A 23,909-nucleotide genomic window follows, 5' to 3' on the forward strand; every position below is an offset into this window, starting at 1 on the left:
CCTTCGATCAGAGGTACGCCCAAAGCTCGCTGTAGCCGATGCTGAGTGGTACGTGCCACTTACAGTAGGAAGGGATCCCCTGCCGGTAGTAGGCGTTGGACCGATCCGCGCACCTACGATCGGTGGTGGTCTCTACTGAGCCGATCATAAGTTTTGGTACTTGTTGGGTGGCGGTGGGAGATCGCGTTCCGGCGGGGACATGCTTGGAGTATGGCCAGAAAAGGTCGCAGAGCGACGTTCGAGGAGAAGGTCTTCGCCCTCCGGTTACTGGGCAGGGCCGAAGCGTTCTCATGTTGTGAGACCGAGTAGCTGAAGGCCGTCCGTGGGGTGGCTGCGGTAGTGGTCGATGGCGGCGGCGATGTTGGTCCAGCCGATCAAGCGGGCCAGGCCGATGGCCAGGTTACGCAGGCTCGCCATGACCCGTGGGGCGGTGCCGGTCCGAACGCGTGAGGCGTCTTCGCGGTAGGTGACGTCGCGGATGTGGTGCAGGGCCTCGATACTCCAGTGGCCGCGGATCAGTGTGGCGAGGTGGGCGTGGGTGACGCGGCCGGGCGGCAGGCTGGTGATCGCGTAGATCGTGACGATGGTGGTTTTGCCGGTGCGGCGGTCGGTGCGGCGGCGTTTGACCTGGATGGCCTGGGCGGCGTGGGGGAAGGGCAGGCCGGGCCGGACGGTGCAGATCTTCAGGCGGCGGATCTCGCGGCGGCCGTGGCCGCGGGTATCGGTGCGGTCGTTGAGCAGGGCGTGGCGCCAGGGCAGAGCCTTGAGCCGGCGGTGCAAGGTGGGCTGGTTGCCTTTGACGATGAATAGGTAATGGCCGCCGGAGTCGATGATCTGGCGGGCATGGGCGTGCTGGGTATGCAGGGCGTCGGCGGTGACTACCACGTCGGACAGGTCCAGGCCGGACAGCAGGGGCGCAACTGCAGGGATCTCGTTGCTCTTGGCGGTGACCTGGCGTTGGGCGACGACGGTCTGGGTGTCGTGGCGCAAGGCGGCCAGCAGGTGCACCGTGCCGTTGGCGGTGCGACTGCCGCGTAGGGTCTTGCCGTCGATGGCCAGGCCGGTCAGCGGTGGTCGGCTTTCGGGGTGGTCGGTGGCGGGCGGGCCGTCGGCGGCGAGGGTGGCCAGGTAGGTGCCGGTCGTGGTGTCGAAGGCGTCGCCGTCCAGGCGGGCGAGTAGTCGCCGCAGGGTGCTGGCGGCCAGGCGAACGGTGCCGGGGAGCCCGGCACGAGACAGGATGTCCGGGTCGTATCCGTGGATGGATCTGTTGATCGCCGCTATGGAGGTGGCTCCGCTGAGTACGGCGAGCAGGGTTAGGGCCAGCAGTGGGCCGAGTCGGTAGCGACGTCCGCGGTGGCTGCGTGGGTCGGGCAGGGTGCCCAGTACCTCGGCCAGCGCGGGCAGATCGGTCGATGGGTCGAAAGCGGGGACGTGCTCCAAGTGGCGGGCGAGCACGTTGATCGGGAATGATGGCACGCGAACGCGGCCCCTGTTCTTGATCGACTGGCTAGACACCGACGATCATCAGGGGTCGCGTTTGTCATCTCCGCATCGGGGTGGCCTCTACTGCCAGCCCGCTGCAGGGCTGCGACCGTCTCAGCAGCCGAGAACGCCTCAGCCTTGACCTGCATACGAGACCAGAATGCCTCGATCATGGCGTTGTCGTAGCAGTCGCCGACACTGCCCATCGAGGGCACCAGACCGGATGCTTTGGCACGCTCGGTAAAGGCCCAGGAGGCGAACTGGGTGGATTCAATCGGTGCTCGCAACACTTCGTCGGTGGAGGTGTTGGTGAATGGGCCTGGGCAAGAAGCAGCAGGCTGTCCGGTTGTATCGCGGTCAGATCCCCTCGCCGGGACGGCCGACTGTCGCCTGGCGTGAAGATCGCGTGCGATTCTGGCAAGCGATCGCTCGGGGGGCGACCTCGCAGGACGCCGCGGCACAGATCGGCGTGTCGCCGGCGGTGGGAACGCGCTGGTTTCGCCAGGCTGGCGGGGTGGGACCATGCCTTGCCCCGACGGTGTCGGGCCGTTATCTGTCGTTCGCGGAGCGGGAAGAGATCGCGTTGCACCGTGCCCAGAAGGTCGGCGTGCGCGAGATCGCGCGGCGTCTGGGGCGGTCGCCGTCAACGATCTCCCGCGAGATCCGGCGCAACGCCTCAACGCGGACCTATGACGTGGAATATCGCGCGACGGTCGCGCAATGGCACGCCGAGCGTCGAGCCCGGCGGCCGAAGACCGCCAAACTGGCGGCCGACCAGCGGCTGCGCGCGTATGTGCAGGAGCGGCTGGCCGGACAGGTCCGCCACCCGGACGGCACGCCGGTGGCGGGACCGCAGACGACGCCGTGGAAGGGGCGCAACAAACCTCGGCGTCAGGACCGCCGCTGGACGACATCGTGGAGCCCGGAACAGATCGCCCACCGGCTGAAGGTCGATTTCCCCGAGGATGACACCATGCGGATCTCCCACGAGGCGATCTACCAGGCCCTGTTCATTCAGGGGCGAGGAGCGCTCAAGCGGGAGCTGGTCGCCTGTCTGCGCACCGGGCGTGCACTGCGGGTGCCGCGCGCACGCGCACGGCACAAGGCCGGCGGCCACGTGACCCCCGAGGTGCTGATCAGCGCCCGCCCCGCCGAGGCCGACGACCGTGCGGTCCCGGGCCACTGGGAAGGTGATCTCATCATCGGCACCGGACGATCGGCGATCGGCACCCTCGTGGAGCGCACGACACGGTTCACCCTGCTGTTGCACCTGCCCCGGATGGATGACTACGGCACTCAGGAGCGCGTGAAGAACGGCCCGGCGTTGGCCGGCCGCGGCGCCCAAGCCGTGCGGGACGCGATCACCAAAGAGATCACCGGGTTGCCTGAGCACCTACGCCGTTCACTGACCTGGGACCGTGGAACGGAGCTGGCCCAGCATCCTCAGCTGCGCATCGACACCGGGCTGCAGGTCTATTTCGCCGACCCCCATAGCCCCTGGCAGCGGGGCACCAACGAGAACACCAACGGCCTGCTGCGCCAGTACTTTCCCAAAGGCACCGATCTGTCACGATGGGGTGCTGAGGAGTTGGCGGCCGTAGCATTCGCGCTCAATACCAGGCCCCGAAAAACCCTCGAATGGAAAACGCCGGTAGAAGCCTTCAGTGATCATCTAAACTTGCTGCTGAGCAGCAGTGTTGCGACGACCGGTTGAGTCCAGGCTGCACGCCCCGGTCGGAGTGGATGATCGTACCAACCGGTGGGATGCGCGACTGGATGGCCATGCCGAGCGCGTTGGTCACCAGCGCGGCCGTTGGCGAGGAGTCGATGGACCACCCGACCACCCGATCACTCGGCGCGAGTAGGCGTCCAGCACGACCGCGCAGTAGACCGTGCCCTCGCGGGTGGGATGCTCGGTGGTATCGGTGACTCACAACTGATCCGGCGCCACCTGAGCCGGTGGGTGACCCCGGCCGGCCCGGCCCGGCGCATCAACATTCCTACTGCCCCGTGCCCAAGGGCTGCTCACGCTGGAGAGGACCAAGCCGCAGAGTAACAAGCGGTTCACCGACTCGGGGGAGACCCACGACGAGCGCGGTCTCAAGCATCGGGGCCAGCGGGAGACGAGGTTGATGCCGATCCCACCAGAGCTGGTGACCATGCTGCGCGACCACATCGACACTCACGGCGTCGCCGCTGATGGCCGGCTGTTTCGTACGCGCACGGGTGGTCTGATCTCCGGGTCCGCGTACGCCAAGGTTTGGAAGGAGGCTCGGCTGTATGCCTTCGCGCCCGATCAGGTCGCCTCACCCCTGGGAGTCCTTCATCGTTCCGGCCCCGGAATCCTTCCGCGAACCTGCGAAACCGCCGGTCCCACCTGGGAAAACGGGGCCGGATCCATTCCGCGTATGTTCCGCGAGCAGTGGCATACGGCTGCTTTCGGCGGCCTGCGGCTGCATGAGGGGTGTGGGTCGCGGGCAAGCAAAAGGCCAGGTCAGCGCGTGGATGACCTGGCCTCGACAGTGCACCCTGCAGGATTCGAACCTGCGACCGTCGGATTAGAAGTCCGATGCTCTATCCAGCTGAGCTAAGGGTGCTCCCGCCTAATTGTGCATGATCCTGGGAGCATCCATGTATCGGTTTTCCTCCTGTGTCGTGAGGATCACCTGTGATGTCGATCACCAACCGCCCAGAGGGGGCGACGAGGACGTCCAAGCCGAGGAATGCCCACCTTTGAGGTGGTCAATCCTGAAAAAATATTGCGATATATCGCGATTTGGCGAAGGCTTGAAATTGAGCGCCGAGGTGCCGACCGGCACGGCCTTCGGCCTGTCCGGTCCCAACGGGGCTGAGAATTGCCTTCGAGTACGGGCCGGCCCACCCCAAACCGTCTCCGGTGGTGGGCGGACCGGTCTAGGCTCGTGTGCCATGTTCGGCGTCACACTCCAGGAAGAGATCCCCCTGGTGGGCGGTGATGTCACCGATGGGGTGGTGCGGGTCGGCGACACCGTCCGCAGACCTGTCAGGGCCTCCACACATTCCGTGCACGCCTTGCTGCGTCACCTTGAGGCGGCGGGGTTCGACGGCGCCCCTCGCGTGCTGGGCCTGGACGAGCGTGACAGGGAGATCCTGACCTACGTCGAGGGCGAGTCCGCGCTCAGGCCGCTGCCCGCCCACGCGCTCACCGGCGAGTCGCTGGTCGCGCTGGCGCGCCTGATGCGGAGTTTCCACGACGCCTCGGCGAGCTTCGTCCCGCCGCAGGACGCCGTGTGGGAGGCCGGGTCGAACGACGACGCGCCCCCGGAGCTGATCGGTCACTGCGACGTCAACCTCGACAACGTGATCTTCCGCGACGGGCTCCCGGCCGCACTGATCGACTTCGACATGGCCCGTCCGACGACCCGGTTGTTCGACCTGGTGACCACTTTGCGCCACTGGGCTCCGATCGCCGACCCCGTCGACCTGGAGCCGCTCCAGCGTCGCCTGGACATCGGCTCGCGGCTGCGTCTGTTCTGCGACGCGTACGGTCTCGCACCCCGTGACCGCCGCCACCTTCTGGATCTCGCCCTGCTCCGTTTCGACCGCTCCTACCAGGCCATGCGCAACAAAGCTCTCACCATCGGCGGCGGCTGGGCCCGCATGTGGGCTCAGGGAGCGGGCACGCGCATCCGCCGGGCCGCCGTCTGGCTTGAGACCCACCAGGATGAGCTCCATGAGCATCTCATCTAGCCCCTCTGGATCACCTGGTCTGTCCGGTTCGGGCGGTCGAAGCGGATGGCGAGGGCAAAAATCCGGGCAGCCGAAACCCGGGCAGCCGAAATTCGGGCTGGCGATGTCCGGGCTGACGACGTCCGGGCGGCGCGAGGCGAGGTGGGCCGAGGCACTGGGAATGCTCGCCGGGGTCGCGATCGACGCCGCGTTCGCCGATCCCCGGCGAGGGCATCCGGTGGCGCTGTTCGGGACGGCCGCGGCCGCGCTGGAGAAGCGGGTGTACGGCGACGCCCGGAGCAGGGGAGTGCTCTACGTGGGCCTGTGCGTCGGTCCGGTGGCGCTGCTCGGATACGCCGCGACCCGGCGGGGAAATCCGGTGGTGCGAGGCGCGCTGAGCGCCGTGGCGACCTGGTCCGTCCTCGGCGGAACGACGCTGGGCCGTGAGGGCGTGGCCATGGCGGAGTTCCTGGAGGACGGCGACCTCGCGGGGGCACGCGGGAGGCTGTCCCACCTGTGCGGGCGCGACCCGTCGCGGCTGGAGGCGCCGGAGCTGGCCAGGGCCACCGTCGAGTCGATCGCGGAGAACACCTCCGACGCCGTGGTGGCTCCGCTGTTCTGGGGCGCGGTGGCCGGGGTTCCCGGACTGCTCGCCTACCGGGCGATCAACACGCTGGACGCGATGGTCGGCCACCACAGCGCGCGCTACGAGCGCTTCGGCTGGGCCGCGGCCCGGCTCGACGACGTGGCCAACTTCGTTCCGGCCCGGATCACCGGGCTGCTCACCGCGCTCGCCGCCCCCCTGATCGGGGGCTCGGCGCGCCAGGCGGCGGCCGTACTGCGCAGGGACGGCCATCGCCACCCGAGTCCCAACTCGGGCCGGTGCGAGGCGGCCTTCGCGGGGGCGCTGGACGTCACGCTCGGCGGCACCAATGTCTACGGCGACCGCGTGGAGCACCGGCCCGAGATGGGCGAGGGGCCCAAGCCGTCGGTCCAGGACATCCGCAGGTCCGTACGGCTGGCGCGAGCAGTGGGCTTCGCGGCCGCCGGGCTGGCCGTCCTCGCCGCGCTCAGGGGCACGCGCCGGTAGCACCGATGGCACTGAGGCACACCGGCAGGACCGGGGCACGCGCCGGTAGCACTGAGGCGCATCGGCAGGACCCCGGGCGTGGCCGTTGTGTGGCTGTCGTGTCGTGGTTCGGAGGAGCAGGCCGCCTGAGGTGCTCCGCCCATCGCCGGCCGGTGACACGGTTCAGGGTGCCGGTGAGACTCGCGCCACCGGGCACACGCGATCGCATGGACCCGTTCGTCGGCTCCTGCCGCTGACCGGACAGAACCGGCAGCGCATGCGTATTGTCCGGTATCCCCCCGACCCCACCTGTACCGACACCTGATGACGCGAGCCTTGACCGACACCCCGTCATGGTCCAGGTGCCGTTCGCGCGGGCCGCCGCCCCGGCGTGAGGCGGTGGGTCCGCGCGGTCGTTATCACCGGCCGGAAGGCGGTCAGTGGCGTCCGGCCATGACGCCGCCGTCGACGTCCCAGACGGCGCCGGTGACCCAGTCGGTCTGGTCGGACAGCAGGAAGGCCACGGTGGCGGCGACGTCGTCGGGGGTGCCGGTGCGGCCGAGAGGGTGGAAGGCGTTGAACCCGTCGAGGACGGAGTCGACCTGGTCCTTGGGGATGAACGCCTCATAGATGGGAGTGCGGACGACGGCGGGGGCGACCGCGTTGACGCGGATGCCGTGGGAGGCGAGTTCCAGGGCCAGGTGCTGGGTGAGGGAGTGCAGCCCGGCCTTCGCCATCGAGTACGCCGACGAGGGGGTGGCGGCGATGGCCTGGTGCGCCCACATGGAGCCGATGTTGACGACGGCTCCCTTCGCACCACGGTCGATCATGTTCCGGATGACGGTCTGCGTGATGAGGAAGAAGGCCCGGTTCAGGGCCTGGTAGCGGTCGTAGTCCTCGGGCGTGTGCTCCAGGAAGGGCTTGGGGGCGAAGACGCCGGCGGCGTTGACAAGGAGGGTGGCGTCCGCGTGCCGGTCGGTCAGGACGGCGCGCAGACGGTCGACGGCCGCCGGGTCGGCGAGGTCGGCGGCCAGACCGACGGCGGTGCCGTGAGCGGCGAGGCCGGACACCGCTTCGTCGGCGCTCTCCTGCGTACGACCGGTGACGACGGCGCTGCCACCGCCGGCCAGGACGCGGCGGGCGACGGCGTGGCCCATGCCGCTGGTGCCGCCGATGACGACGACCTTCCGTCCGGTGAAGTCGGTGGTGGTGGACATGTGGTGCTCCTGACAATGGTTGAAGGTGGCCGTCGACGCGGCTGAGATGATCCGATTCGAGGCCGGACGGAAGAAGACGGCCGAGGGCCCAGCGGCTGACGGACGAGGACTTCGGCGGACGGCCGGCTCATGTCCGTCTGGGGCCGAGGCCGGGGTTGCCCGACCGTCTCACTGCTCTTGCGGGCATGCGGGCGGGACGGTGTGCCGCGCCCGCGCCGTGGCCCCGGAGCCGTTGAGGAGTTCCTTGCCGGTGGCTCCGGCAACGGTGTCCGGGAACGGCTGCCTGTGCTGCCTGCGAACGCCGGCGGCGGCGACCCGGTTCGCGGAATCCACCTGCGGGGTGATCTCAAGATATGCCATGGTTATGCCTCGCTCGATCGGCAGGGGAAACGAGGCGGCCCGGGAAGTACCGCAACGTGCCTGCCACGTTAGGCATTCTGCATGGCGTCCGGTAGAGGATCCTGCTGAATCAGCCCATAAGCGCTGTGTATGGCTGACGTGCGGCGGCGAGCTCTCCGGCCAGCCGGGTGAGATCGGCGCCGAGCGGGGACTCGGCGCTCCACACCGCCTCGAAGGAGATCTGCACCTCGCGGCCCTCGTCCATCAGCGGCCGGTGAGGCACGTCGGGCGAGGTGAGCTTGGAGCGGGGGACCATCGCCGATCCGAGGCCGAGCTGCGTCCACTCCTCCAGGACGCTGTAACTGGCGGCCTCGCCCGGATACGTCCGCAAGGGCATTTCGCGAGACTGGAAGAGCCGCGTCGTGAACGTCGTCAGGCCGCACGTGTCCGGGACGAGGATGAACGGCTCCTTGCCGGCCTCGTCGAGTTCGATCGGGGTGCCCAGGGCGGGACCGGAGCCGACGACGACCATCGGCTCCACGTCGATGACACGGTGCTCGAAGCGCGGCATCGCGGCGACCGCCGGGATCAGGATGATGTCGAGCCGGCCGGCCAGGAGGCACTCGCGCAAGTCCTGCATGTTCGCCTCGCGCAGCACCAGGTCGCGGGGTTCGGGCAGGTCGCGCACCACGCTGAACGCCCGGGCGACCAGGGATGAGGCGATCAGGGGCGAGACGCCCATGCGGATCTTCTGCTCACCGGGCTCGGTCAGCCGCTTGGCCTCCGCCGCGACGGCGCCGAGCGAGGTCAGAGCGCGTTCGATCAGGGGCAGGATCCGGACCCCGAAGGCGGTCGGGGTCACCCCTCGCGGCGACCGGTCGAACAGCTTCCCGCCGAGGCGCTCCTCCAGCTTGGCGATCCCGTTGGACAGGGCGGGCTGGGTGACGCCGTACGCCCGGGCGGCTGCGCTGAACGACTTGGTCTCGGCGACTGCCTGGGCGTACCGGAGTCCTTCGAGATTCAGGCGATCCATCATAACCATGCCTTATCGCTGCATCCGTTGTCGTCCCCTGCCGGCTTTTTTACCTCTGCCTACGTCGGGGCTCTACAGGTCCAGCATAACCAGCGGCTATATGGATCGTGATGCTCGGAACGGGTTCCCGCAGCCGCGGCCACGGTTGCGGGAACCCGTTCCCCGTCGCACCTGGGCATGAGGCCGCCCGTCATCCTGCTCTCCGAACTCGGAGAGCAGGATGACGGGCGGCCTCCGCGCGCTTTGCCACCGGATGACCGGTGACCCGATCGGCGTTCACGACCCCGCTGAACGGGTGGGCCGCGAGCGTCGCCGGCGGTCTCAGTCGAAGGTCGGTCGACGGGTGCGGCTGCGCTTCAACTCGTAGAACCCGTCGGTGCCGGCGACCAGCAGCACGCCGTCCCACAGCCTCCCGGCCGCCTCACCGCGCGGAATCGGCGTCACCACCGGCCCGAAGAAGGCGACGAGCCCGCCGTCGGGGGCGGGGACGTGGATCGCCGGCGTGCCGAGGTCCTCGCCGATGGGGGTCAGCGCGGCCCGGTTGCCGGCCAGCAGGGCCGCGTCGTGGTCGGTGGTCTCGGCCGCGTCGGCCGGCTCCGGCGGCAGGCCGACCTCGGCCAGCGCGGCGAGGTACAGGTCACGGTCGATCGGCGCCTTCCGGTGGTGGATCCGGGTGCCCAGCGCGGTGTAGAGCTCACGAAGGGGCTCGGCGCCGTACTTCTGCTCGACCGCGACGGCGACCCGCGCCGGGCCCCAGCCGGTGTCCAGCCACTGCCGGTACCACTCCTCCAGCCCTTCACGACCCTCGTTGAGCATCGACAGGCTCAGCACGTGGAAGCGCACCCGTACGTCGCGAACCTTCTCCACTTCGAGCAGCCAGCGGGAGGCGATCCAGGCCCAGGGGCATTTGGGGTCGAACCACATGTGGGCGATCGTCATATCAGTCTCTCCTCACGGGAGTCCGCTGTTCAGCGCCACGCCAGGGGGCGGGCAGCAACCATTGTCGGCACCGGATTGGCCAGTTGTAAGTTCCAATTCGGGCCGAACCGATTGGGCCGATGTGGCAGGCGGGGACCTCCCGCTTCGGGACGCGCCCGTGGTTCGGAGAGGCGGACGTTCTCACGCGCACGAGGTGCCGCGGTCGCGGCGCGGACCCCCCGAGGCGACGACCGCGGAGGGCCGACGGCGATCCGGAGGCCGGAGAGGTTCCGCGGTCGCGCGAACCCCAAGGGGATGCGGTCGAGCGAACCCAAGGGGATGCGCTCGCGCGGACCCCAAGGGGGCGCTCCCGAGCCCGAACCGCACGTTCGCTCTCGGAGCCTTCGGGTGATCCAGGTGGGCGGTACGGCGCGCGGCGCGTCATGCTGGTCACCATGATGGTCGATTCCCCCCGAGAACTGCCCGTGGTTCCGGCCGGGCCCGGTGCCGCCGGACCGGTCGTGGCCCGTGCCGGAGCGCTCGCCCGCTCCGGAGTCCCGCTCGCCGAGTCGCGGCCGGTGGGAGCGTGAGAGGGGCGCTGCTGGTCGCCGGGACCACCTCCGACGCGGGCAAGAGCGTCGTCACCGCCGGCATCTGCCGCTGGCTGGCCCGGCAGGGCGTGAAGGTCGCGCCGTACAAGGCACAGAACATGTCGCTCAACTCCTTCGTCACCGCCGACGGCGCCGAGATCGGCCGCGCCCAGGCGATGCAGGCCGCCGCGTGCGGCCTGGAGCCCAGCGCGGACATGAACCCGATCCTGCTCAAGCCGGGCAGCGACCGGCGCAGCCAGGTCGTGGTCATGGGCAGGCCGATGGCCGAGGTCGACGCGATGGAGTACTGGCAGGTCAAGGAGCGGCTCAGGCAGGTCGCGACGGACGCGCTGGAACGGCTGCGAGACTCCTACGACGTGGTGATCTGCGAGGGCGCCGGCAGCCCGGCGGAGATCAACCTGCGCAGGGGGGACGTCGCCAACATGGGCCTGGCCCGCGCCGCGAACCTGCCGGTCGTCGTGGTCGGCGACATCGACAGGGGCGGGGTCTTCGCCTCGCTCTACGGGACGGTGGCCTTGCTGGAGCCCGCGGACCAGGCCCTGATCGCCGGTTTCATGATCAACAAGTTCCGGGGGGCGCCCGAGCTCCTCGAACCCGGCCTCGACATGATCAGGGAGCTGACCGGCCGCGAGGTCTACGGCGTGCTGCCCTGGCTGGACGGCCTCTGGCTGGACGTCGAGGACTCCCTCGCCCTGGACAACCGGCCCGCGATCGGCGCGCGCACGCCGTACGGCAGGCAGACCCTGCGGGTCGCGGTGGTCAGGCTGCCGCGCATCTCCAACTTCACCGACGTGGACGCGCTGGCCTCCGAGCCCGGCGTGACGGTCCGCTTCGTGACCTCTCCCGCCGAGCTCGACGACGCGGACCTGGTGGTCCTGCCCGGTTCCCGGGCCACGGTCTCCGACCTGGCGTGGCTCCGCTCCACCGGTCTGGCCGAGGCCCTGCCCGGCCGGGCCGTGCTGGGCATCTGCGGGGGCTACCAGATGCTCGCCGGAACCATCCACGACGACGTCGAGTCGGGGACGGGCCGGGTCGAGGGGCTCGGGCTGCTGCCCGCGACGGTGGAGTTCGCGGCGGACAAGACGCTGGGCCGCCCGGTCGGCACCGCGTACGGCTGCCGCGTCGCGGCCTACGAGATCCACCACGGCGTCGTGACGGCCGAGGGCGGCGAGCCCTTCCTGGACGGCTGCCGGGTCGGGTCCGTCTGGGGTACCACCTGGCACGGGGCCCTGGAGAACGACGACTTCCGCCGGGCGTTCCTCGCCGACGTGGCGGCCGTCTCCGGCCGCGACTTCACCCCCGCCCCCGACGTCTCCTTCGCCGCGATGCGCGAGGAGCGGCTGGACGCCCTGGGCGACCTGATCGAGCGGAACGTCGACACCGACGCCCTGCTCAGGCTCCTGGAGGGGGGCGCCCCGCGCGGTCTTCCGTCTTTGCCGCCCGGGGCCCTACGCGAAGCCCCGGATTTCTCGCACAATGGAACGTAGGAGGTGAACGATGGGCCGGATCGCGTTGGTCGTCTTCATCGTGGCGGTGATCGCCGTGGTGGTCATCGGTGTCGTTCTGGTGCTTCGCGGCTCCACGCCGGGCAAGCCCGTCCTCGACGACCCCCGGGAGATCCTCAAACGCCGCTACGCGGCCGGTGAGATCGACGAGGACGAATACCTCCGCCGGATGTCGGGCCTGTCACAGGACTGGTAGCCCCGCCCTCCGCTGCTCGTCCGGGGGCGCCGGGCTCATGGACGTCATGGGCAGTGGCACACGGCGACGCGGGGGGCCGAGAGCCTGCCGTGCGCGCCCGAGAAGCTGGACGAGTATGAGGGCGCGCTGCCTGGCCAGGTTCGAAACCGGTGAACTCCCCCTGCGGATTTCTCCGATTCGGTTCGCGCTGGGCAGGAACTGCATAACTCGTCCGCTCTCCGTCCAACGACGCGGATTGGGCTGCTGTAGTCAGGTCGTGGCGGAGGAAGAGGGCTGGTTCTCGGCGATCCAGGCGTCGATCTTCTCCCACTGTTCGAAGAGCCAGCGGGTCTGGCTCTCGCGGTCGCGAGGGATGTCGGCGGCCCGGATGCGCCACCACTTGGCCTTGATCTCGGCGCGCACCGGGAGCCTGCGCCAGATGTCGCCGAGGGTGATCAGGTCGTCGAGGCCGGTGTGGGCGACGAAGACCACGTCCGCGGCCGGGCAGGCGTCGATGGCGGCGATGGCCCCGCCCGGATGGGGAGGGAGGAGGTGGTGCATCTTGCGGGCTCGGGCGGCCTCCTCGGTCAGGCCTTTCTGCTGGAGCCGCAGGATGGCCCGCCAGCGGCGCTTGGGGGTGAAGTTGCCCCCCTCGGGGAAGATCACCAGGGCGTCGTCGGCGTCCATGTCGGAGGACAGGCGGCTGATCTCGGCGATGATGCCGCTCTCGGCGGTCTTGCGGGGGACGAAGGCGTTGGGCAGGCGGTTGATCATCACGTCCAGGGACGGGTCGAGCTGCAGCGCCGCCTTCATCACGATCCTCGGGCGCCTGCCGTACAGGGTGAGAAGGTGATGGACGAGCAGGAACGAGTCGCCGGGACCCGCGTGGCGGGACAGGACGATGACCGGGCGGGTGAGGCGGCGGGAGAGCTCGTTGGAGGTCCGTGGCGGCTCGTCGATCTCGACGCTCAGGTGGAAGATCCGTACGGCCACGGTGTACACCTTGAACAGGAACCACTTGATCAGGGCGTAGTGCCGTTCCTGGTATTCGTCCTTGTCGAGCCGTCCGCCCAGTCCGGCGGCCACCCAGAGTCCCAGGCTGGCGACCAGCGCCATCGACTCCAGGGTCAGCCAGGCCAGCGCGAACCAGACCAGCCGGGTGCCGCGCCGCTGCGGAACCGGCAGGCGCAGCGAGGCCGCGGTCACCACCGCCAGCCAGATCGGCAGGGTGATCACCGCCACCACGGTGAGCACGAGAACCATGGGGGCGAGGACGAGCCGGCGGATGATGCGAGGAGGGAGCACGGGTGACTCCTTCCTGTACGGCACCGCTCAATGGGTCAGGTGGACGAGCATTGAGCCAGGTAGGTGGATGAGGCCTGGTAGGCGCGGTCGATATACCCAGATATATGCGATGAATCGCGATAGCGCAGTTGGGAGAGATCCACTCCGGGGCGGGAGACGCTTCCCGCCGGCATGACGTGGACCTCGATGTCGTCGGGAAGGGTGGCCATCTCCTCGGTGAAACGGTGGCGGCGGGCGATCTCGAAGGCGATCAGACCGACCTCCCACGGTTTACGCGGCGCGACCAGGGGGCGTTCGATCCGGCCGACATGCAGCACGTAGACGCGGCGCGCGCCGAGGGCGACGGCACGGCCGACCGGGATGCTGTGAACCAGGCCGCCGTCGAGGAAGTGGTCGTCGCCGATGCGGACCGGGGGCAGCAGCCCCGGGACGGCGCAGGAGGCGAGGACCGCGTCGACCAGCGGGCCCTTGTCGAACCAGTGCGCGGCGGCGCGCTCGACGGAGGCGGCCACGCACTGGAACGGCACGGAGAGGTCCTCGATGCGGGCGACCGGGAGCATCTCGGTCAGCAGTCCGCGCAACGGGCCGGCGGAGTGGAGGTGGGTGCCGGTCTTGGCGAGGGTGGACAGGCGGGTCACCCACGACCCGGCGAAAGCCGTACGGACCACATCGGACTTCCACAGTGCGGTCAGGCGTGCGACGGCGTCGCCGGGGGCGGCCGCGAACATGACGCCGTTCAGCGCGCCCACGGACGTGCCGACGATCAGGTCGGGCTTGATGCCCGCCTCGTCCAGTGCCCTCAGCATGCCCACCTCGTGGGCGCCGAGGACGCCTCCGCCGCCCAGTACGAAGGCCGTGTCCACGCTCATGGGATCACGATAGACCGCATCAGAGGGCCGGGACCCAAAGCGGGCGGTGGATTCCGGGTTCGGGCAACGAAGGGGCGTCCAACTGTCGGGGTTCGGTCATGGTCCGGCCAAGGCGAAACAGGCACGATCAGAGGCATGACAGCGGTAGTGGAGACCGAGGGACTTACCAAGTTCTACGGTAAGCGCCGGGGACTCGAGGATCTCGACCTCGTGATCCGTCCCGGAGAGGTGTTCGGGTACCTCGGCCCGAACGGTTCAGGAAAGACGACCACGATCCGGCTGCTCCTGGACGTGATCCGGCCCACCAGGGGCCGGGTGACCGTGCTCGGGACGGACCCCCGTGACGCGAGCGTGCGGAGCCGGATCGGGTACCTGCCCGGGGAACTGGTCCTGGAGGGCAGGGAGAAGGCGAGTGACTACCTCGCCTTCCTGGGCGCGGTGCGTGGCGGCGTGCCCGTGGGCCGGATCGAGGGGCTGGCCGAGCGGCTGGAGGCCGACCTGTCGGTGCCGATGGGCAGGCTCTCCAAGGGCAACAAGCAGAAGGTCGGGCTGATCCAGGCGTTCATGCACGAGCCGGAGTTCCTGATCCTGGACGAGCCCACCAGCGGCCTGGACCCGCTGGTGCAGCAGGAGTTCCTGTCCATGGTCCGCGAGGTCCGCGTCTCGGGCCGGACCGTGCTGATGTCCTCCCACGTGCTGGCCGAGGCCGAGCACGTCTCCGACCGGGTCGGCATCGTCCGCGGCGGCAGGCTGGTGGCGGTGGAGGACATCTCCGCGCTGCGGGAGAAGGCGGTGCGCCGGGTGGAGTTCCACTTCGACGCCCCGGTGCCCCGCGAGGCGTTCGAGAACCTGCCCGGCGTGCGGGAGCTGCGGGTGGAGGGGGCGGCGGTGAGCTGCACCATCGACGGGCGCCCGGACGCGCTGATCAAGGCCGCGGCGCGGTTCACCGTGGTGCACATGGTCAGCGCCGAGCCCGACCTCGAAGAGATCTTCCTGACCTACTACAGCGAAGAGGAGGCGCGTCATGCCCGCGCTGGTGTCGAAAAGTCTGCGTGACTACCGCAGGGGGCTGATCGGCTGGACCGTCGGCATCGGCGCCTTCATGCTCCTCTACCTGTCGGTCTACTCCTCCATCGTGGCGGATCCGGAGGTCTACGGCCCGGCCGCGCTGGCCAAGTTCCCGGGGGCGATGAAGGACCTCATGGGAGGGCTGGACAACTTCACCAGCGGCGCCGGATACCTCCAGGCGGTGGCCTACCAGCTGTTCGGTCCGCTGCTGTTCGCCATGTGCGCGGTGGCCCTCGGCAACCAGGTGATCGCCCAGCCGGAGGAGAAGGGAACGCTGGAGCTCACCCTCACGCTGCCGATCGACCGGAGAAGGCTGTTTCTGGAGCGGTTCGCCGCCCTGGCCCTGGGCCTGTTCGGCGTCGCGCTCCTCACCTTCGCGCTCATCGCGGGGATGGCCTCGGCCCTCGACATGGGGGTCCCCTTCGGCAACATCGCCGCGGCGCACACCGGACTCTATCTCCTGGTGTTGTTCCTCGGCACGGTGACCGCGACCGTGGGCGCGGCCACGGGACGCAAGAACCTGGCCATGGCGGTCACCGGGGTGTGGGCGGTGGGCGGTTACGTGGTGGAGACGCTCGGCAGGGACGTGGCGGCCGTCTCCTGGCTGCGCTGGCTCTCGCCGTTCCACTACTTCCTGGACGGCAGGCCCGTCTACCAGGGGCTTCCCGTCGGGGACTACCTTGTCCTGGCGGGCGCGACGGTCGTGCTGCTGCTGACCGCGATGCTCGCCTTCGATCGGCGTGACGTAGGAGTCTGATGGACGAGCTCCTCGGCGGCCACCTCCGGACGTTACGGGAGGCGGCCGCCACCGGCAGGCTGCCGGATCGGACCGAGCTGGACGACTGCCGTGCCACCGGCGCGCGGGCCGCCGAGCGGGGAGTGTCCGTGCGTGCCCTGGTCGAGGCCGCCCTGCTCATGGCCGAGTCCATGAGTACGGCTCCGCCGCTCCCTGCCCTCAGGCGGACGGTCTCCGCCCTGATGGAGGGATACGAGAACGCCCAGCGGTCGGCTCTGCGCCAGGAGGAGGACGCGCGCAGGGAGTTCGTGAACGATCTGCTCCAGGGCCGGGCGGACAGGCTCGCCGAGCGGGCCGAGCACTTCGGCCTCCGATTAGCCGAGACCTACATGGTCGCGGTGGCCCGGCCTGCCGGGCCGAAGGCGGACGGTCCGGCGCCCGACCGGGCCGCAGGCGACCAAGTGGGCGACCACGTGGGCGACCGGGCGGGCGACCGGGCGGGCGACCGGGCGGGCGACCGGGCGGCGGGCGACGGCGGGATGCCGGCCCGGCGGATCGAGGAGGCGATGATCACTCGGTTCGGCTCGCACAACGTGCTCATCGCCGTCCGCGAGGGGATGCTCGTCTGCGTCGTGCCGGGCAGTCTCGCCGTCGCGACCGGGGAGTTCACCCACCACGTGAGGCAGATGTTCGCGCCCGGCTGGCGGGTCGGGCTCGGCCGGTCTCATCGTGGCCCCGGCGGGGTGGTCACCTCCTACAGGGAGGGCGCCAACGCCATCGAGCTCGGTGACCGGCTGGGACTGCGGGCACCCGTGCTCAAGGCCGCCGACCTGCTGGTCTTTCCGGTGCTCCTGCGCGACCGGGCGGCCATCGAGGACCTGGTGACGACCGTGCTCAGCTCGTTGCTGGAGGCGAGGGGCGGGCCCGGGCCGCTGCTCGACACGCTGGAGGCAGTCTTCGCCTCCCAGGGCAACCAGGCCGCCGCCGCGCGCAAGCTCGGCGTGAGCACCAGGGCGGTGACCTACCGGCTGGAGCGGATCCGCCGTCTCACCGGGTTCTCGCCCGACGATCCCACCCAGCGGTTCACCCTGGAGACGGCGGTGCTGGGCGCCCGCCTGCTGGACTGGCCCGCTCACCCGCTGGGCTGACCACATCGCCTCCGAACGGCGCCGCGCTCCTCACCGGGAGGAGCGGCACACGCACCCCGCAGACCATCGGCCCCCGCGATGCCCGTGATCGCGGGGTCAGAGGCCGAGTATCACGCGGACGACCTCCCGATCCTTTTCCTTTTCGAACTCGGACAGCTCGCTGTAGGGCACCTTCTGCTCCTTCGGAGCCCACTCGCCGTTCCGTTTGAGCCATTCGACGTGCACGTCGCTGCTGGCGGTCTCCATGAAGTCTTCGGTGCCGGTGTCCACGCCGCGTTTCCGGGAGTTCTCCACGATCCGGAGCGCCGAGGTCGCGGAGTCCACGTTCTCCTTCTGAAGATCGGTGGGCAGGTCCCTGTTCCGGCTGGCGGCGATGTCGACCCTGTCCGTGCCGTGCCTTCTGATCCAGGCTTCGTCGGTGGTCACCTTGATGCGAGGTTTGTCGCCTTCGCGCAGCCGGTAGTTGGCACGCCACTTGTCGTGCAGCCGGTCGGCGGCGGTCTCGATCCTCCTGGCCCGGGGGGTCTTGAGGAGCTGTCTGAAGATGCGCCCGACGCTGTTCAGGATCGTGCGCAGCATGGAGACGAACCGCCGGGCCATGGAGACCAGGCGGGGCAGGAGCTGAGGGGCGGCGAGGACGGCTGCCCCCGCGGCGACGGCCACTCCGGCGAGGAGGCCCGCGATCCATTCGATGGTGTCCCGCGAGACGCGGAGGCCGTCGGCCGTGGTGGTGAGGCGGGCGGCGAGGTCTCCTGCCTGGGGCAGGGTTCCCTCGTGGCCGGTCACGAAGGTGCGCAGCGCGTCGGTGGCCGGTCCGTCGTTGACGCCGGCGAGCTGGTACGCGTGCCCGCCGTCGATGACGAGTCGCCGGTGGTAGGCCGCGGCCGTGTCCAGCTCTCTGATGTGCTCGTTGAGGACGTCGACGTCCGGCAGCGAGGGGATGCCGAGGATGCTGAGGCCGGCGACGACCGCCGGATCGGTCATCACGCTCATGCCTGAACCCTGAGGACGTTCGTGACGCCGAGGTGCTCGACGTGCTCGTTCCTGGCCGCCATGACGATCTGACCGTCACCGGTGTGGCACAGGTCCTCACCGAGCCGCTCGCACCCCTCCAGCAGCGTGCGTCTCAGGTCACGATAGGGACCGGCGAACTCCTCGTACGGCAACGGGCTCTCGTCGTTCCACCGGCTTCTCAGTCCCGCGGCGAACAGCGCGTACTCGCCGGCCAGGGTCTGGAAGCCCTGTCCGGAGCGGCGTCGGCCGACGGCGTCGACGGTCACCTCGGGGGGAGTGATCACGGCCGTCCGCCGTCCAGGTGCCGCAGCGTCTCCTCGAGCGTCGAGGTCACCCGTTCGAAGCCGCGGGCGGCGTGGATCTCCATCTCGTCCAGACGCCGGATCAGGGCCGCCGGGTCCAGTCCTTCCGGCGCCGGTGGTTCATCTGATCCGTCCGGGGAGATCCGGCCGAGCCGATCCTTCTGTGCCGCCCGTACGGCGGAGACGACGTGCTCGGCCAGCGCGTCCGAGCCCAGTCGCAGCGCCCGCGGGTTCAGACGGAGTCCCGTGAGCAGCCCGTCGGTGCCGACCTCGGCGCCCACCAGCCCTCCGGCGGCCTCACCGACCCCGTGGACATCGTCACTTCCGCCATCGAAAGCCACGTGCAGCCTCCCGAATCGCGTCGACAGCAGATCCAATTGATCATCGCCAAGCTAACAGGAGGGCAGCCCGATATCTCTGCAAATCAGGTATAAAACCCGCGATTGCGTCGGGAGCGCCACGGCGGGCGCCGACGTCGCCGTACAGCCGCCGAGGTGGTGCGGTGGCCGTACGGCGACGGAGGGACCTTCAGGGAACGAGCAGCACCTTGCCGGTCGTGCGGCGGGCCTCGAGGTCCTCGTGCGCCTGGGCGGCCTCGGCCAGCGGGTAGCGGTGGGAGATGTGAACCCGGAGCGCTCCGGAGGCCACCCAGCCGTAGAGGTCGGCGGCCCGCCAGGCCAGTTCGTCGCGGGTCGCGATGTAGAAGTCGAGGGTGGGACGGGTCAGGAAGAGCGCGCCCCGCTGGGAGAGGATCTGCGGGTCGACGGGCGGGACCGGGCCGCTCGCCTGGCCGTACAGGGCCATCATGCCGCGCGGGCGCAGCGCGGTGATGCTCTCGTCGAAGGTGGTCGCGCCCACGCCGTCGTAGACGACGTGCACGCCGGAGCCGGTCAGGTCACGGACCGCCTCGGCGAATCCGCTGTAGCGGAGGACCTCGTCGGCGCCCGCCTGCCTGGCCAGGGCCTCCTTCTCGGCGGTGGAGACCGTGCCGATCACCCGGGCGCCGCGCAGCTTGGCGATCTGGGTGAGCAGCAGGCCCATGCCTCCCGCGGCGGCGTGCACCAGCACGCTGTCGCCCGGCTTCACCTCGTAGGTGGAGTGGGTCAGATAGTGCGCGGTCAGCCCCTGCAGCGTGACCGCCGCCGCGACCTCGGCCTCGACCCCGTCGGGTACGGCGAGCAGCTGGGACGCGGGCGCCACGACCTTCGAGGCGTAGCTGCCGATCACGCTCGCCCACGCCACGGTGTCGCCGACGGCGAGCTCCGACACGTCCTCGCCGACCGCGGCGACGGTGCCCGCGCCCTCCTTGCCGGGAACGAAGGGCAGGGACAGCGGATAGCGGCCCATCCGGTGGTACACGTCGATGAAGTTCACCCCGGCGGCGGTGACGTCGACCAGGACCTCACCGGGATTCACCGTGGGGTCCGGGTGATCGGTATAGGTGAGAGCATCGGGGCCGCCCGGGGCGGAGACGACTATGGCGCGCATCGTGTGGGGCTCCTTCGGTCAGGTGAACGCTCTGATCGTCCCCAACCTCATGGCGATCACTCGTTGTTCCTTGAGAGAAGCCGGAATTCAGACGGGTCGTCCGGCCTGCCTGATCGTCTCCACGACCAGCCAGACATTGGTCGAGGGATTGCTTCCCCGCCGGTTGGGCTCACAGTGATCGGGATCCGCCTTCTCCGCTCGCTGCTGGGCGGTTGCGTATCGCTCAAAGGGGAAATCCAGGCCGAGATGTTTGTCGTATTCGGGAAGATGTCTCTTGAGCTTGCGCCGGATCTCGATCCTGTTCGTGGACACCGGGTAGTCCTGGAAGTGATAGAGCACCCACAACTCGAAGCAGGGAAAGGAGACGACCAGATTGACTTTGCCCCGGCGGGCGTCGACCAGCGCCTGGCCCAGAGTCATGTGGTCGTCGACGTTGACCACACACCAGACCTCGTCGTAGGCGATGTTCGAATCGTGCTGGGTGCGAGCTTCGCGCTTCTTTTTGTCGCGTTCCTGAATCGCGTGGCCGACCACGGAGGCCGGGTCGCGCCCCAGCCCGATCACCCGGCAGTCATGGATCTCGACGGACAGCGATCTGAAATGATCGCGGATCCCCTGGAAATACTCGATCTCGGTGACCCGTCCCTCGCAGACGATGAGCACGCGTTTCCTGGGATTTCTACGGCCGGTCGGCCGATCAAGGCGTGGGGGGCTACGCCGGGTGCTCATCCTGGCTCGTCGGTCCTCTCGTCGAACAGTTCGCGGATCTGGTCGTAGCTCAGATACGGCACCGCACCGTAGCGACCCTGGAGGTAGCCGCGCTCGATGTTCTCGTCTCTGCGGGGATGGAACTCCGCGAGCGCGTAGAGAGTCGTGGCGCCGGCGGCGTCCTTCTCGGTGAACCAGACCTCGTCACGGGCGAGGAGGTCGTCATCGAGCATCGACCCCAGCAAGGTGGTGTCGTGCGAGGCGAAGATGAGTTGCGCGCCGTACCTGTTGACCTCGGGGTCCTTGAACATCCGGATCAGGGTGGAGCTGAGGAGCGGGTGCAGGCTGGAGTCGATCTCGTCGATCAGGAGGACGTCTCCGGTGTCGAGCGTGGCGAGGGTCGATCCGATCATGGACAGCCAGACTCTCGTTCCCGCGCTCTCCTGCTGTATCGGCAGGGAGGTCGTCGTTCCGCTTCGCGTCAGACGGATCTCGTTCTTCAGCCGATATTGGATTTCGCCGCGTATCTCCTCGGTCATCTCGTCGAACTGGGCGATGATCTCTTCGACCTTGGGACTGAGGTCCACCTCGACGATCTCCGCGGAGGTGATCCCGAAGTCGGCGACCTGGAGAAGCCGGTTGACGCGTGAGGCGCTGGCCGGACTCGCCAGCAGTCGTTTCGTCGCGTGGAGGCGGCTGCGCTCGTCATCGTCGCCGTGCTTGGCGAAGTGGACGCGCTGGGTCAGATGATGATGGAGCCCGCCGAGCAGAGGATGGTTGTTCGACGCCGCAGAGGACAGGTACAGGGAGTTTTCCCTGGTCAGGATGGCGATCTGCTGAACCTCGCCGGTGAGCGCGCGCCCGAACTCGTACGTGCTTGGTCCGGTCCGTTCGAAGAGGCGCCTGGGCCTGCCGTGTGGAAACGAGTGAAGCCACTCTCCGGTGACCGTCAGATCGTCCACCTCGAAGCCGTAGGAGTGGCGGACGCCCTCATGGACGAAGTCGACCTCGAAGAACGAGGGCCTGCCGGAGCCGTCGGCGGACAACAGGAAGGGGCGGCGCGGGACCCCTCCGTCGGGTGCCCACGTTGTCTGCGAATTCTGGATCGCGCGAAGCATCCAGCTCATCGCGTCGAGGAGGTTCGACTTGCCCGAGGCGTTCGCGCCGTAGACACCCGCGACGCTCACGGTCGGCGGTATCTCGGAGACCCGTGGCTTCGGCTCTCCCCTTCGAGGAACCGTGACCAGGGACAGGGTCTGCTCGTCACGGATCGAGCGGTGGTTGGCGACCCGGAACCGCAGCAGCATCGGGCATCCCTTCGGTGAACCAGAACCAACTATACGATCTGAGGGTCGATAACGAAGGTATTCCCCTTAATGAGGGGTTCAAAGCGTGGTCTCAAGGCTGTTTGGCGGAGAGGGGGCCGTGCATGGTGAAGTTGTCGAACGACGTCTTGAGCGTGGCCTTGCTCTTCTCGCCGACCCGGGCCATCATGCCGACCTCTCCGGTGGGCAGGGGGTTGGTGTCCCGGACGGACTGGACCCGCTCGCCGTTGACCCACATGGTCAGCTGCACGCCGTCCGCGTCGCCGGAGCACTCGGCCTGGAGCCGGGTGGTCCGGTTCTCGGGCAGGTCGACGGGGACGGGTGCGGTGAGCTCGCCTCCCGCGCTCTCCACGGACTTGCGGATGCGGGCGTTGCCCGCGGTGTCGAGCAGGAACTCGTAACGCGTGGCCTTGATGTCGTCCTTGCCGCGGCAGAACAGCCCGTACTCACCCACGCCGGAGCTGCCGGAGCGGATCCCGACGTCGACGCCGAGAAGCAGCCGGGCGGGGGTGATCGGCGTGGGGCTGGCCGTGGGGTCGGGGGTCGCCGGAGGGGCACTCACGAAGCCGGTCGGCGCCTCCTCCCGCAGGAGGGAGTTGTCGCCGTTCACATCCATGGCGTAGTAGCCCTCGGGGGCGTAGCCGTACCTGCCGACGGACGGATCGTAGGAACCGCCGCTCCAGCCGGTCCCGCTCTGGGTGAAGTCGTCCTGGTAGAGCAGGGCGAGGTCGTCGGGCGGACCGCTGGGGGAGAGCGCGAGATACAGGCCGAGCCCCGAGCCCGCCGCGACCAGGACCGCCACCGCCGCTCCGACGAGCGTCTTCCGCCGGCCGGCCGGCCGCCTGGCGGGCGGGGACGCCGGGGCCGTGAGCCCGGGACCGTCGGGCCGCACCGCGGCCGCGGTGGTCTCCGCCCAGGGCGCGGTCCCGTGCGCCGCGGGCGGGCTCTGCACGGTCGAGCCATGCATGGGTGGGTTCTGCACGGTCGAGCCATGCATGGGTGGGTTCTGCATGGGCGGGCTCTGCTGCCAGGCGGCCTGGACCGAGTGGGCCGTCTGCTCGGGTGCGGCGGAGCGGCCGACCAGGTGGTCGAGGACCTGCTGGGAGGTGGGCCGGTGGCGGGGGTCCTTCGCGATGGCGTAGGTCACCAGCTCCCGCAACGCGGGCTCCATGGCCTCCAGCGAGGGCTCGGTGTTGAGCACCTGGTACAGGATCGCGGGCAGCGCCTCCCCGCCGAACGGCGGCCGGCCGCTGGCGGCGAAGGCCACCAGGCAGCCCCAGGAGAACACGTCGCACGCGGGAGAGACCGGCTCGCCGCGCAGCACCTCGGGCGCCATGTAGCGGGGCGTGCCGATGATCTCGCCGGTTCCGGTGATCCCGCTGAGCGTGTCGAGCGCGCGGGCGATGCCGAAGTCGATCACTCGGGGGCCCATGGGGGACAGCAGCACGTTGGACGGTTTGAGATCGCGGTGCACCACCCCGGCGCTGTGGATCGCGGTCAGCGCGGTCGCCACGCCGACCGCCAGCGCGTCGAGGCTGGAGCCGCGCAGCGGCCCCTGAGCCCGTACGGCCTCCTCCAGGTTCGGGCCGGTCACGTATTCGGTGACGACGTAGAGCTGGTCGCCGTCGAGCGCCGCCTCGATCACCGCGGCCGTGCAGAACCGGCGAACCCGCTGGGCCGCGTCGGCCTCCCGGCGAAAGCGCATCCGGAACTGCTCGTGCTGGCTGTACTCCGGATTGATCACCTTGACGGCGACCTGTTGCCCGTCTGCGGACTCACCGAGGTAGACCGTGCCCATCCCGCCTCTGCCCAGCTGGCTGAGCACGCGGTATCGCCCGATCTGGAGAGGGTCACCGGGACTGAGATTGTTCACAGTCGTACCTAACCGC

At 69.4% G+C, this 23,909-nt stretch carries 23 protein-coding genes, 1 tRNA gene and 1 pseudogene; 9 read left to right on the forward strand and 16 right to left on the reverse strand.

What is annotated here, in order from left to right:
- Nucleotides 1-288 precede the first annotated feature (288 nt).
- Nucleotides 289-1,476, reverse strand: coding sequence for an ISAs1 family transposase (locus J2853_RS45510; protein WP_307568240.1), 1,188 nt, complete (start codon nucleotides 1,474-1,476; stop codon nucleotides 289-291).
- Nucleotides 1,477-1,795: 319 nt separating this feature from the next.
- Here J2853_RS45510 and J2853_RS45515 point away from each other — a divergent pair, with 319 nt between their 5' ends.
- Nucleotides 1,796-3,196, forward strand: a complete 1,401-nt coding sequence (locus tag J2853_RS45515) for an IS30 family transposase (RefSeq protein WP_307568241.1) — start codon at nucleotides 1,796-1,798, stop codon at nucleotides 3,194-3,196.
- Between the two features lie 7 nt (nucleotides 3,197-3,203).
- Here the strand turns inward: J2853_RS45515 and J2853_RS48090 are convergent.
- Together J2853_RS48090 and J2853_RS45520 are read right to left on the reverse strand one after the other, a co-directional pair.
- A pseudogene (locus J2853_RS48090) lies at nucleotides 3,204-3,412 on the reverse strand (DDE-type integrase/transposase/recombinase); the annotation flags it as partial.
- A gap of 593 nt (nucleotides 3,413-4,005) precedes the next feature.
- Nucleotides 4,006-4,079: transfer RNA gene (locus tag J2853_RS45520), tRNA-Arg, on the reverse strand.
- Nucleotides 4,080-4,410: 331 nt separating this feature from the next.
- On the opposite strand from J2853_RS45520, the gene J2853_RS45525 reads away from it, so the two are divergent.
- A complete protein-coding gene (locus J2853_RS45525) occupies nucleotides 4,411-5,211 on the forward strand; it encodes a phosphotransferase enzyme family protein (protein WP_307568243.1) in 801 nt (266 codons plus the stop codon).
- A gap of 103 nt (nucleotides 5,212-5,314) precedes the next feature.
- Nucleotides 5,315-6,280, forward strand: a complete 966-nt coding sequence (locus J2853_RS45530; RefSeq protein ID WP_307568245.1) for a cobalamin biosynthesis protein — start codon at nucleotides 5,315-5,317, stop codon at nucleotides 6,278-6,280.
- 416 nt (nucleotides 6,281-6,696) lie between these two features.
- On the opposite strand, the gene J2853_RS45535 is transcribed toward J2853_RS45530, so the two are convergent.
- The 4 genes from J2853_RS45535 to J2853_RS45550 form a co-directional block, all read right to left on the reverse strand.
- Nucleotides 6,697-7,476: an SDR family NAD(P)-dependent oxidoreductase gene (locus J2853_RS45535; protein ID WP_307568247.1), complete on the reverse strand. Its 780-nt coding sequence runs from the start codon at nucleotides 7,474-7,476 to the stop codon at nucleotides 6,697-6,699.
- A gap of 168 nt (nucleotides 7,477-7,644) precedes the next feature.
- Nucleotides 7,645-7,836: a hypothetical protein gene (locus tag J2853_RS45540; protein WP_307568248.1), complete on the reverse strand. Its 192-nt coding sequence runs from the start codon at nucleotides 7,834-7,836 to the stop codon at nucleotides 7,645-7,647.
- A 109-nt stretch (nucleotides 7,837-7,945) separates the two neighbouring features.
- On the reverse strand, nucleotides 7,946-8,851 hold the full coding sequence (locus tag J2853_RS45545; protein ID WP_307568250.1) for a LysR family transcriptional regulator: 906 nt from the start codon (nucleotides 8,849-8,851) through the stop codon (nucleotides 7,946-7,948).
- A gap of 318 nt (nucleotides 8,852-9,169) precedes the next feature.
- Nucleotides 9,170-9,787 (reverse strand): DsbA family protein, encoded by a 618-nt coding sequence (locus tag J2853_RS45550; RefSeq protein ID WP_307568252.1) that lies wholly within the window; start codon nucleotides 9,785-9,787, stop codon nucleotides 9,170-9,172.
- A 434-nt stretch (nucleotides 9,788-10,221) separates the two neighbouring features.
- Between J2853_RS45550 and J2853_RS45555 the strand changes: the two genes are divergently transcribed.
- The 3 genes from J2853_RS45555 to J2853_RS45565 are packed head-to-tail and all read left to right on the forward strand — an operon-like array spanning nucleotide 10,222 to nucleotide 12,078.
- Nucleotides 10,222-10,356 carry a hypothetical protein gene (locus tag J2853_RS45555; RefSeq protein WP_307568254.1) on the forward strand — a complete coding sequence of 45 codons (135 nt, stop codon included), beginning with the start codon at nucleotides 10,222-10,224 and terminating at the stop codon, nucleotides 10,354-10,356.
- A complete protein-coding gene (locus tag J2853_RS45560) occupies nucleotides 10,353-11,864 on the forward strand; it encodes a cobyric acid synthase (RefSeq protein WP_307568256.1) in 1,512 nt (503 codons plus the stop codon). Before J2853_RS45555 ends, J2853_RS45560 begins: the two co-directional genes overlap by 4 nt.
- A gap of 10 nt (nucleotides 11,865-11,874) precedes the next feature.
- Nucleotides 11,875-12,078 (forward strand): SHOCT domain-containing protein, encoded by a 204-nt coding sequence (locus J2853_RS45565; RefSeq protein ID WP_307568257.1) that lies wholly within the window; start codon nucleotides 11,875-11,877, stop codon nucleotides 12,076-12,078.
- 249 nt (nucleotides 12,079-12,327) lie between these two features.
- On the opposite strand, the gene J2853_RS45570 is transcribed toward J2853_RS45565, so the two are convergent.
- Both J2853_RS45570 and J2853_RS45575 read right to left on the reverse strand, forming a co-directional pair.
- Nucleotides 12,328-13,362 carry a 1-acyl-sn-glycerol-3-phosphate acyltransferase gene (locus J2853_RS45570; protein ID WP_307568258.1) on the reverse strand — a complete coding sequence of 345 codons (1,035 nt, stop codon included), beginning with the start codon at nucleotides 13,360-13,362 and terminating at the stop codon, nucleotides 12,328-12,330.
- Nucleotides 13,363-13,397: 35 nt separating this feature from the next.
- A complete protein-coding gene (locus tag J2853_RS45575; RefSeq protein WP_307568260.1) occupies nucleotides 13,398-14,231 on the reverse strand; it encodes a patatin-like phospholipase family protein in 834 nt (277 codons plus the stop codon).
- A 135-nt stretch (nucleotides 14,232-14,366) separates the two neighbouring features.
- Between J2853_RS45575 and J2853_RS45580 the strand changes: the two genes are divergently transcribed.
- From J2853_RS45580 to J2853_RS45590, 3 genes are read left to right on the forward strand one after another with little or no spacing between them, the layout of a single operon-like run.
- Entirely contained in the window at nucleotides 14,367-15,287 is a 921-nt protein-coding gene (locus J2853_RS45580; RefSeq protein ID WP_307568262.1) for an ABC transporter ATP-binding protein, read from the forward strand.
- On the forward strand, nucleotides 15,256-16,056 hold the full coding sequence (locus tag J2853_RS45585) for an ABC transporter permease subunit (RefSeq protein WP_307568264.1): 801 nt from the start codon (nucleotides 15,256-15,258) through the stop codon (nucleotides 16,054-16,056). Before J2853_RS45580 ends, J2853_RS45585 begins: the two co-directional genes overlap by 32 nt.
- Nucleotides 16,056-17,183, forward strand: coding sequence for a PucR family transcriptional regulator (locus J2853_RS45590; protein WP_307568266.1), 1,128 nt, complete (start codon nucleotides 16,056-16,058; stop codon nucleotides 17,181-17,183). The genes J2853_RS45585 and J2853_RS45590 overlap by 1 nt, the downstream gene beginning before the upstream one ends.
- 96 nt (nucleotides 17,184-17,279) lie before the next feature.
- Here the strand turns inward: J2853_RS45590 and J2853_RS45595 are convergent, their stop codons facing one another.
- From J2853_RS45595 to J2853_RS45625, 7 genes are all read right to left on the reverse strand, one after another.
- Nucleotides 17,280-18,176, reverse strand: coding sequence for a hypothetical protein (locus tag J2853_RS45595; protein ID WP_307568268.1), 897 nt, complete (start codon nucleotides 18,174-18,176; stop codon nucleotides 17,280-17,282).
- Nucleotides 18,173-18,481: a hypothetical protein gene (locus J2853_RS45600; RefSeq protein ID WP_307568270.1), complete on the reverse strand. Its 309-nt coding sequence runs from the start codon at nucleotides 18,479-18,481 to the stop codon at nucleotides 18,173-18,175. Before J2853_RS45600 ends, J2853_RS45595 begins: the two co-directional genes overlap by 4 nt.
- Nucleotides 18,478-18,840 carry a YbaB/EbfC family nucleoid-associated protein gene (locus tag J2853_RS45605; RefSeq protein ID WP_307568272.1) on the reverse strand — a complete coding sequence of 121 codons (363 nt, stop codon included), beginning with the start codon at nucleotides 18,838-18,840 and terminating at the stop codon, nucleotides 18,478-18,480. Before J2853_RS45605 ends, J2853_RS45600 begins: the two co-directional genes overlap by 4 nt.
- Nucleotides 18,841-19,027: 187 nt before the next feature.
- Nucleotides 19,028-19,987, reverse strand: coding sequence for a quinone oxidoreductase family protein (locus tag J2853_RS45610; protein WP_307568274.1), 960 nt, complete (start codon nucleotides 19,985-19,987; stop codon nucleotides 19,028-19,030).
- A gap of 87 nt (nucleotides 19,988-20,074) precedes the next feature.
- Complete coding sequence (locus tag J2853_RS45615) at nucleotides 20,075-20,650, reverse strand: RloB family protein (protein ID WP_307568275.1); 576 nt, start codon at nucleotides 20,648-20,650, stop codon at nucleotides 20,075-20,077.
- A gap of 62 nt (nucleotides 20,651-20,712) precedes the next feature.
- On the reverse strand, nucleotides 20,713-22,002 hold the full coding sequence (locus tag J2853_RS45620; RefSeq protein ID WP_307568276.1) for an AAA family ATPase: 1,290 nt from the start codon (nucleotides 22,000-22,002) through the stop codon (nucleotides 20,713-20,715).
- Nucleotides 22,003-22,093: 91 nt separating this feature from the next.
- On the reverse strand, nucleotides 22,094-23,893 hold the full coding sequence (locus tag J2853_RS45625; protein ID WP_307568278.1) for a serine/threonine-protein kinase: 1,800 nt from the start codon (nucleotides 23,891-23,893) through the stop codon (nucleotides 22,094-22,096).
- Nucleotides 23,894-23,909 lie beyond the last annotated feature (16 nt).

Source organism: Streptosporangium lutulentum, assembly GCF_030811455.1.
Classification (GTDB): domain Bacteria; phylum Actinomycetota; class Actinomycetes; order Streptosporangiales; family Streptosporangiaceae; genus Streptosporangium; species Streptosporangium lutulentum.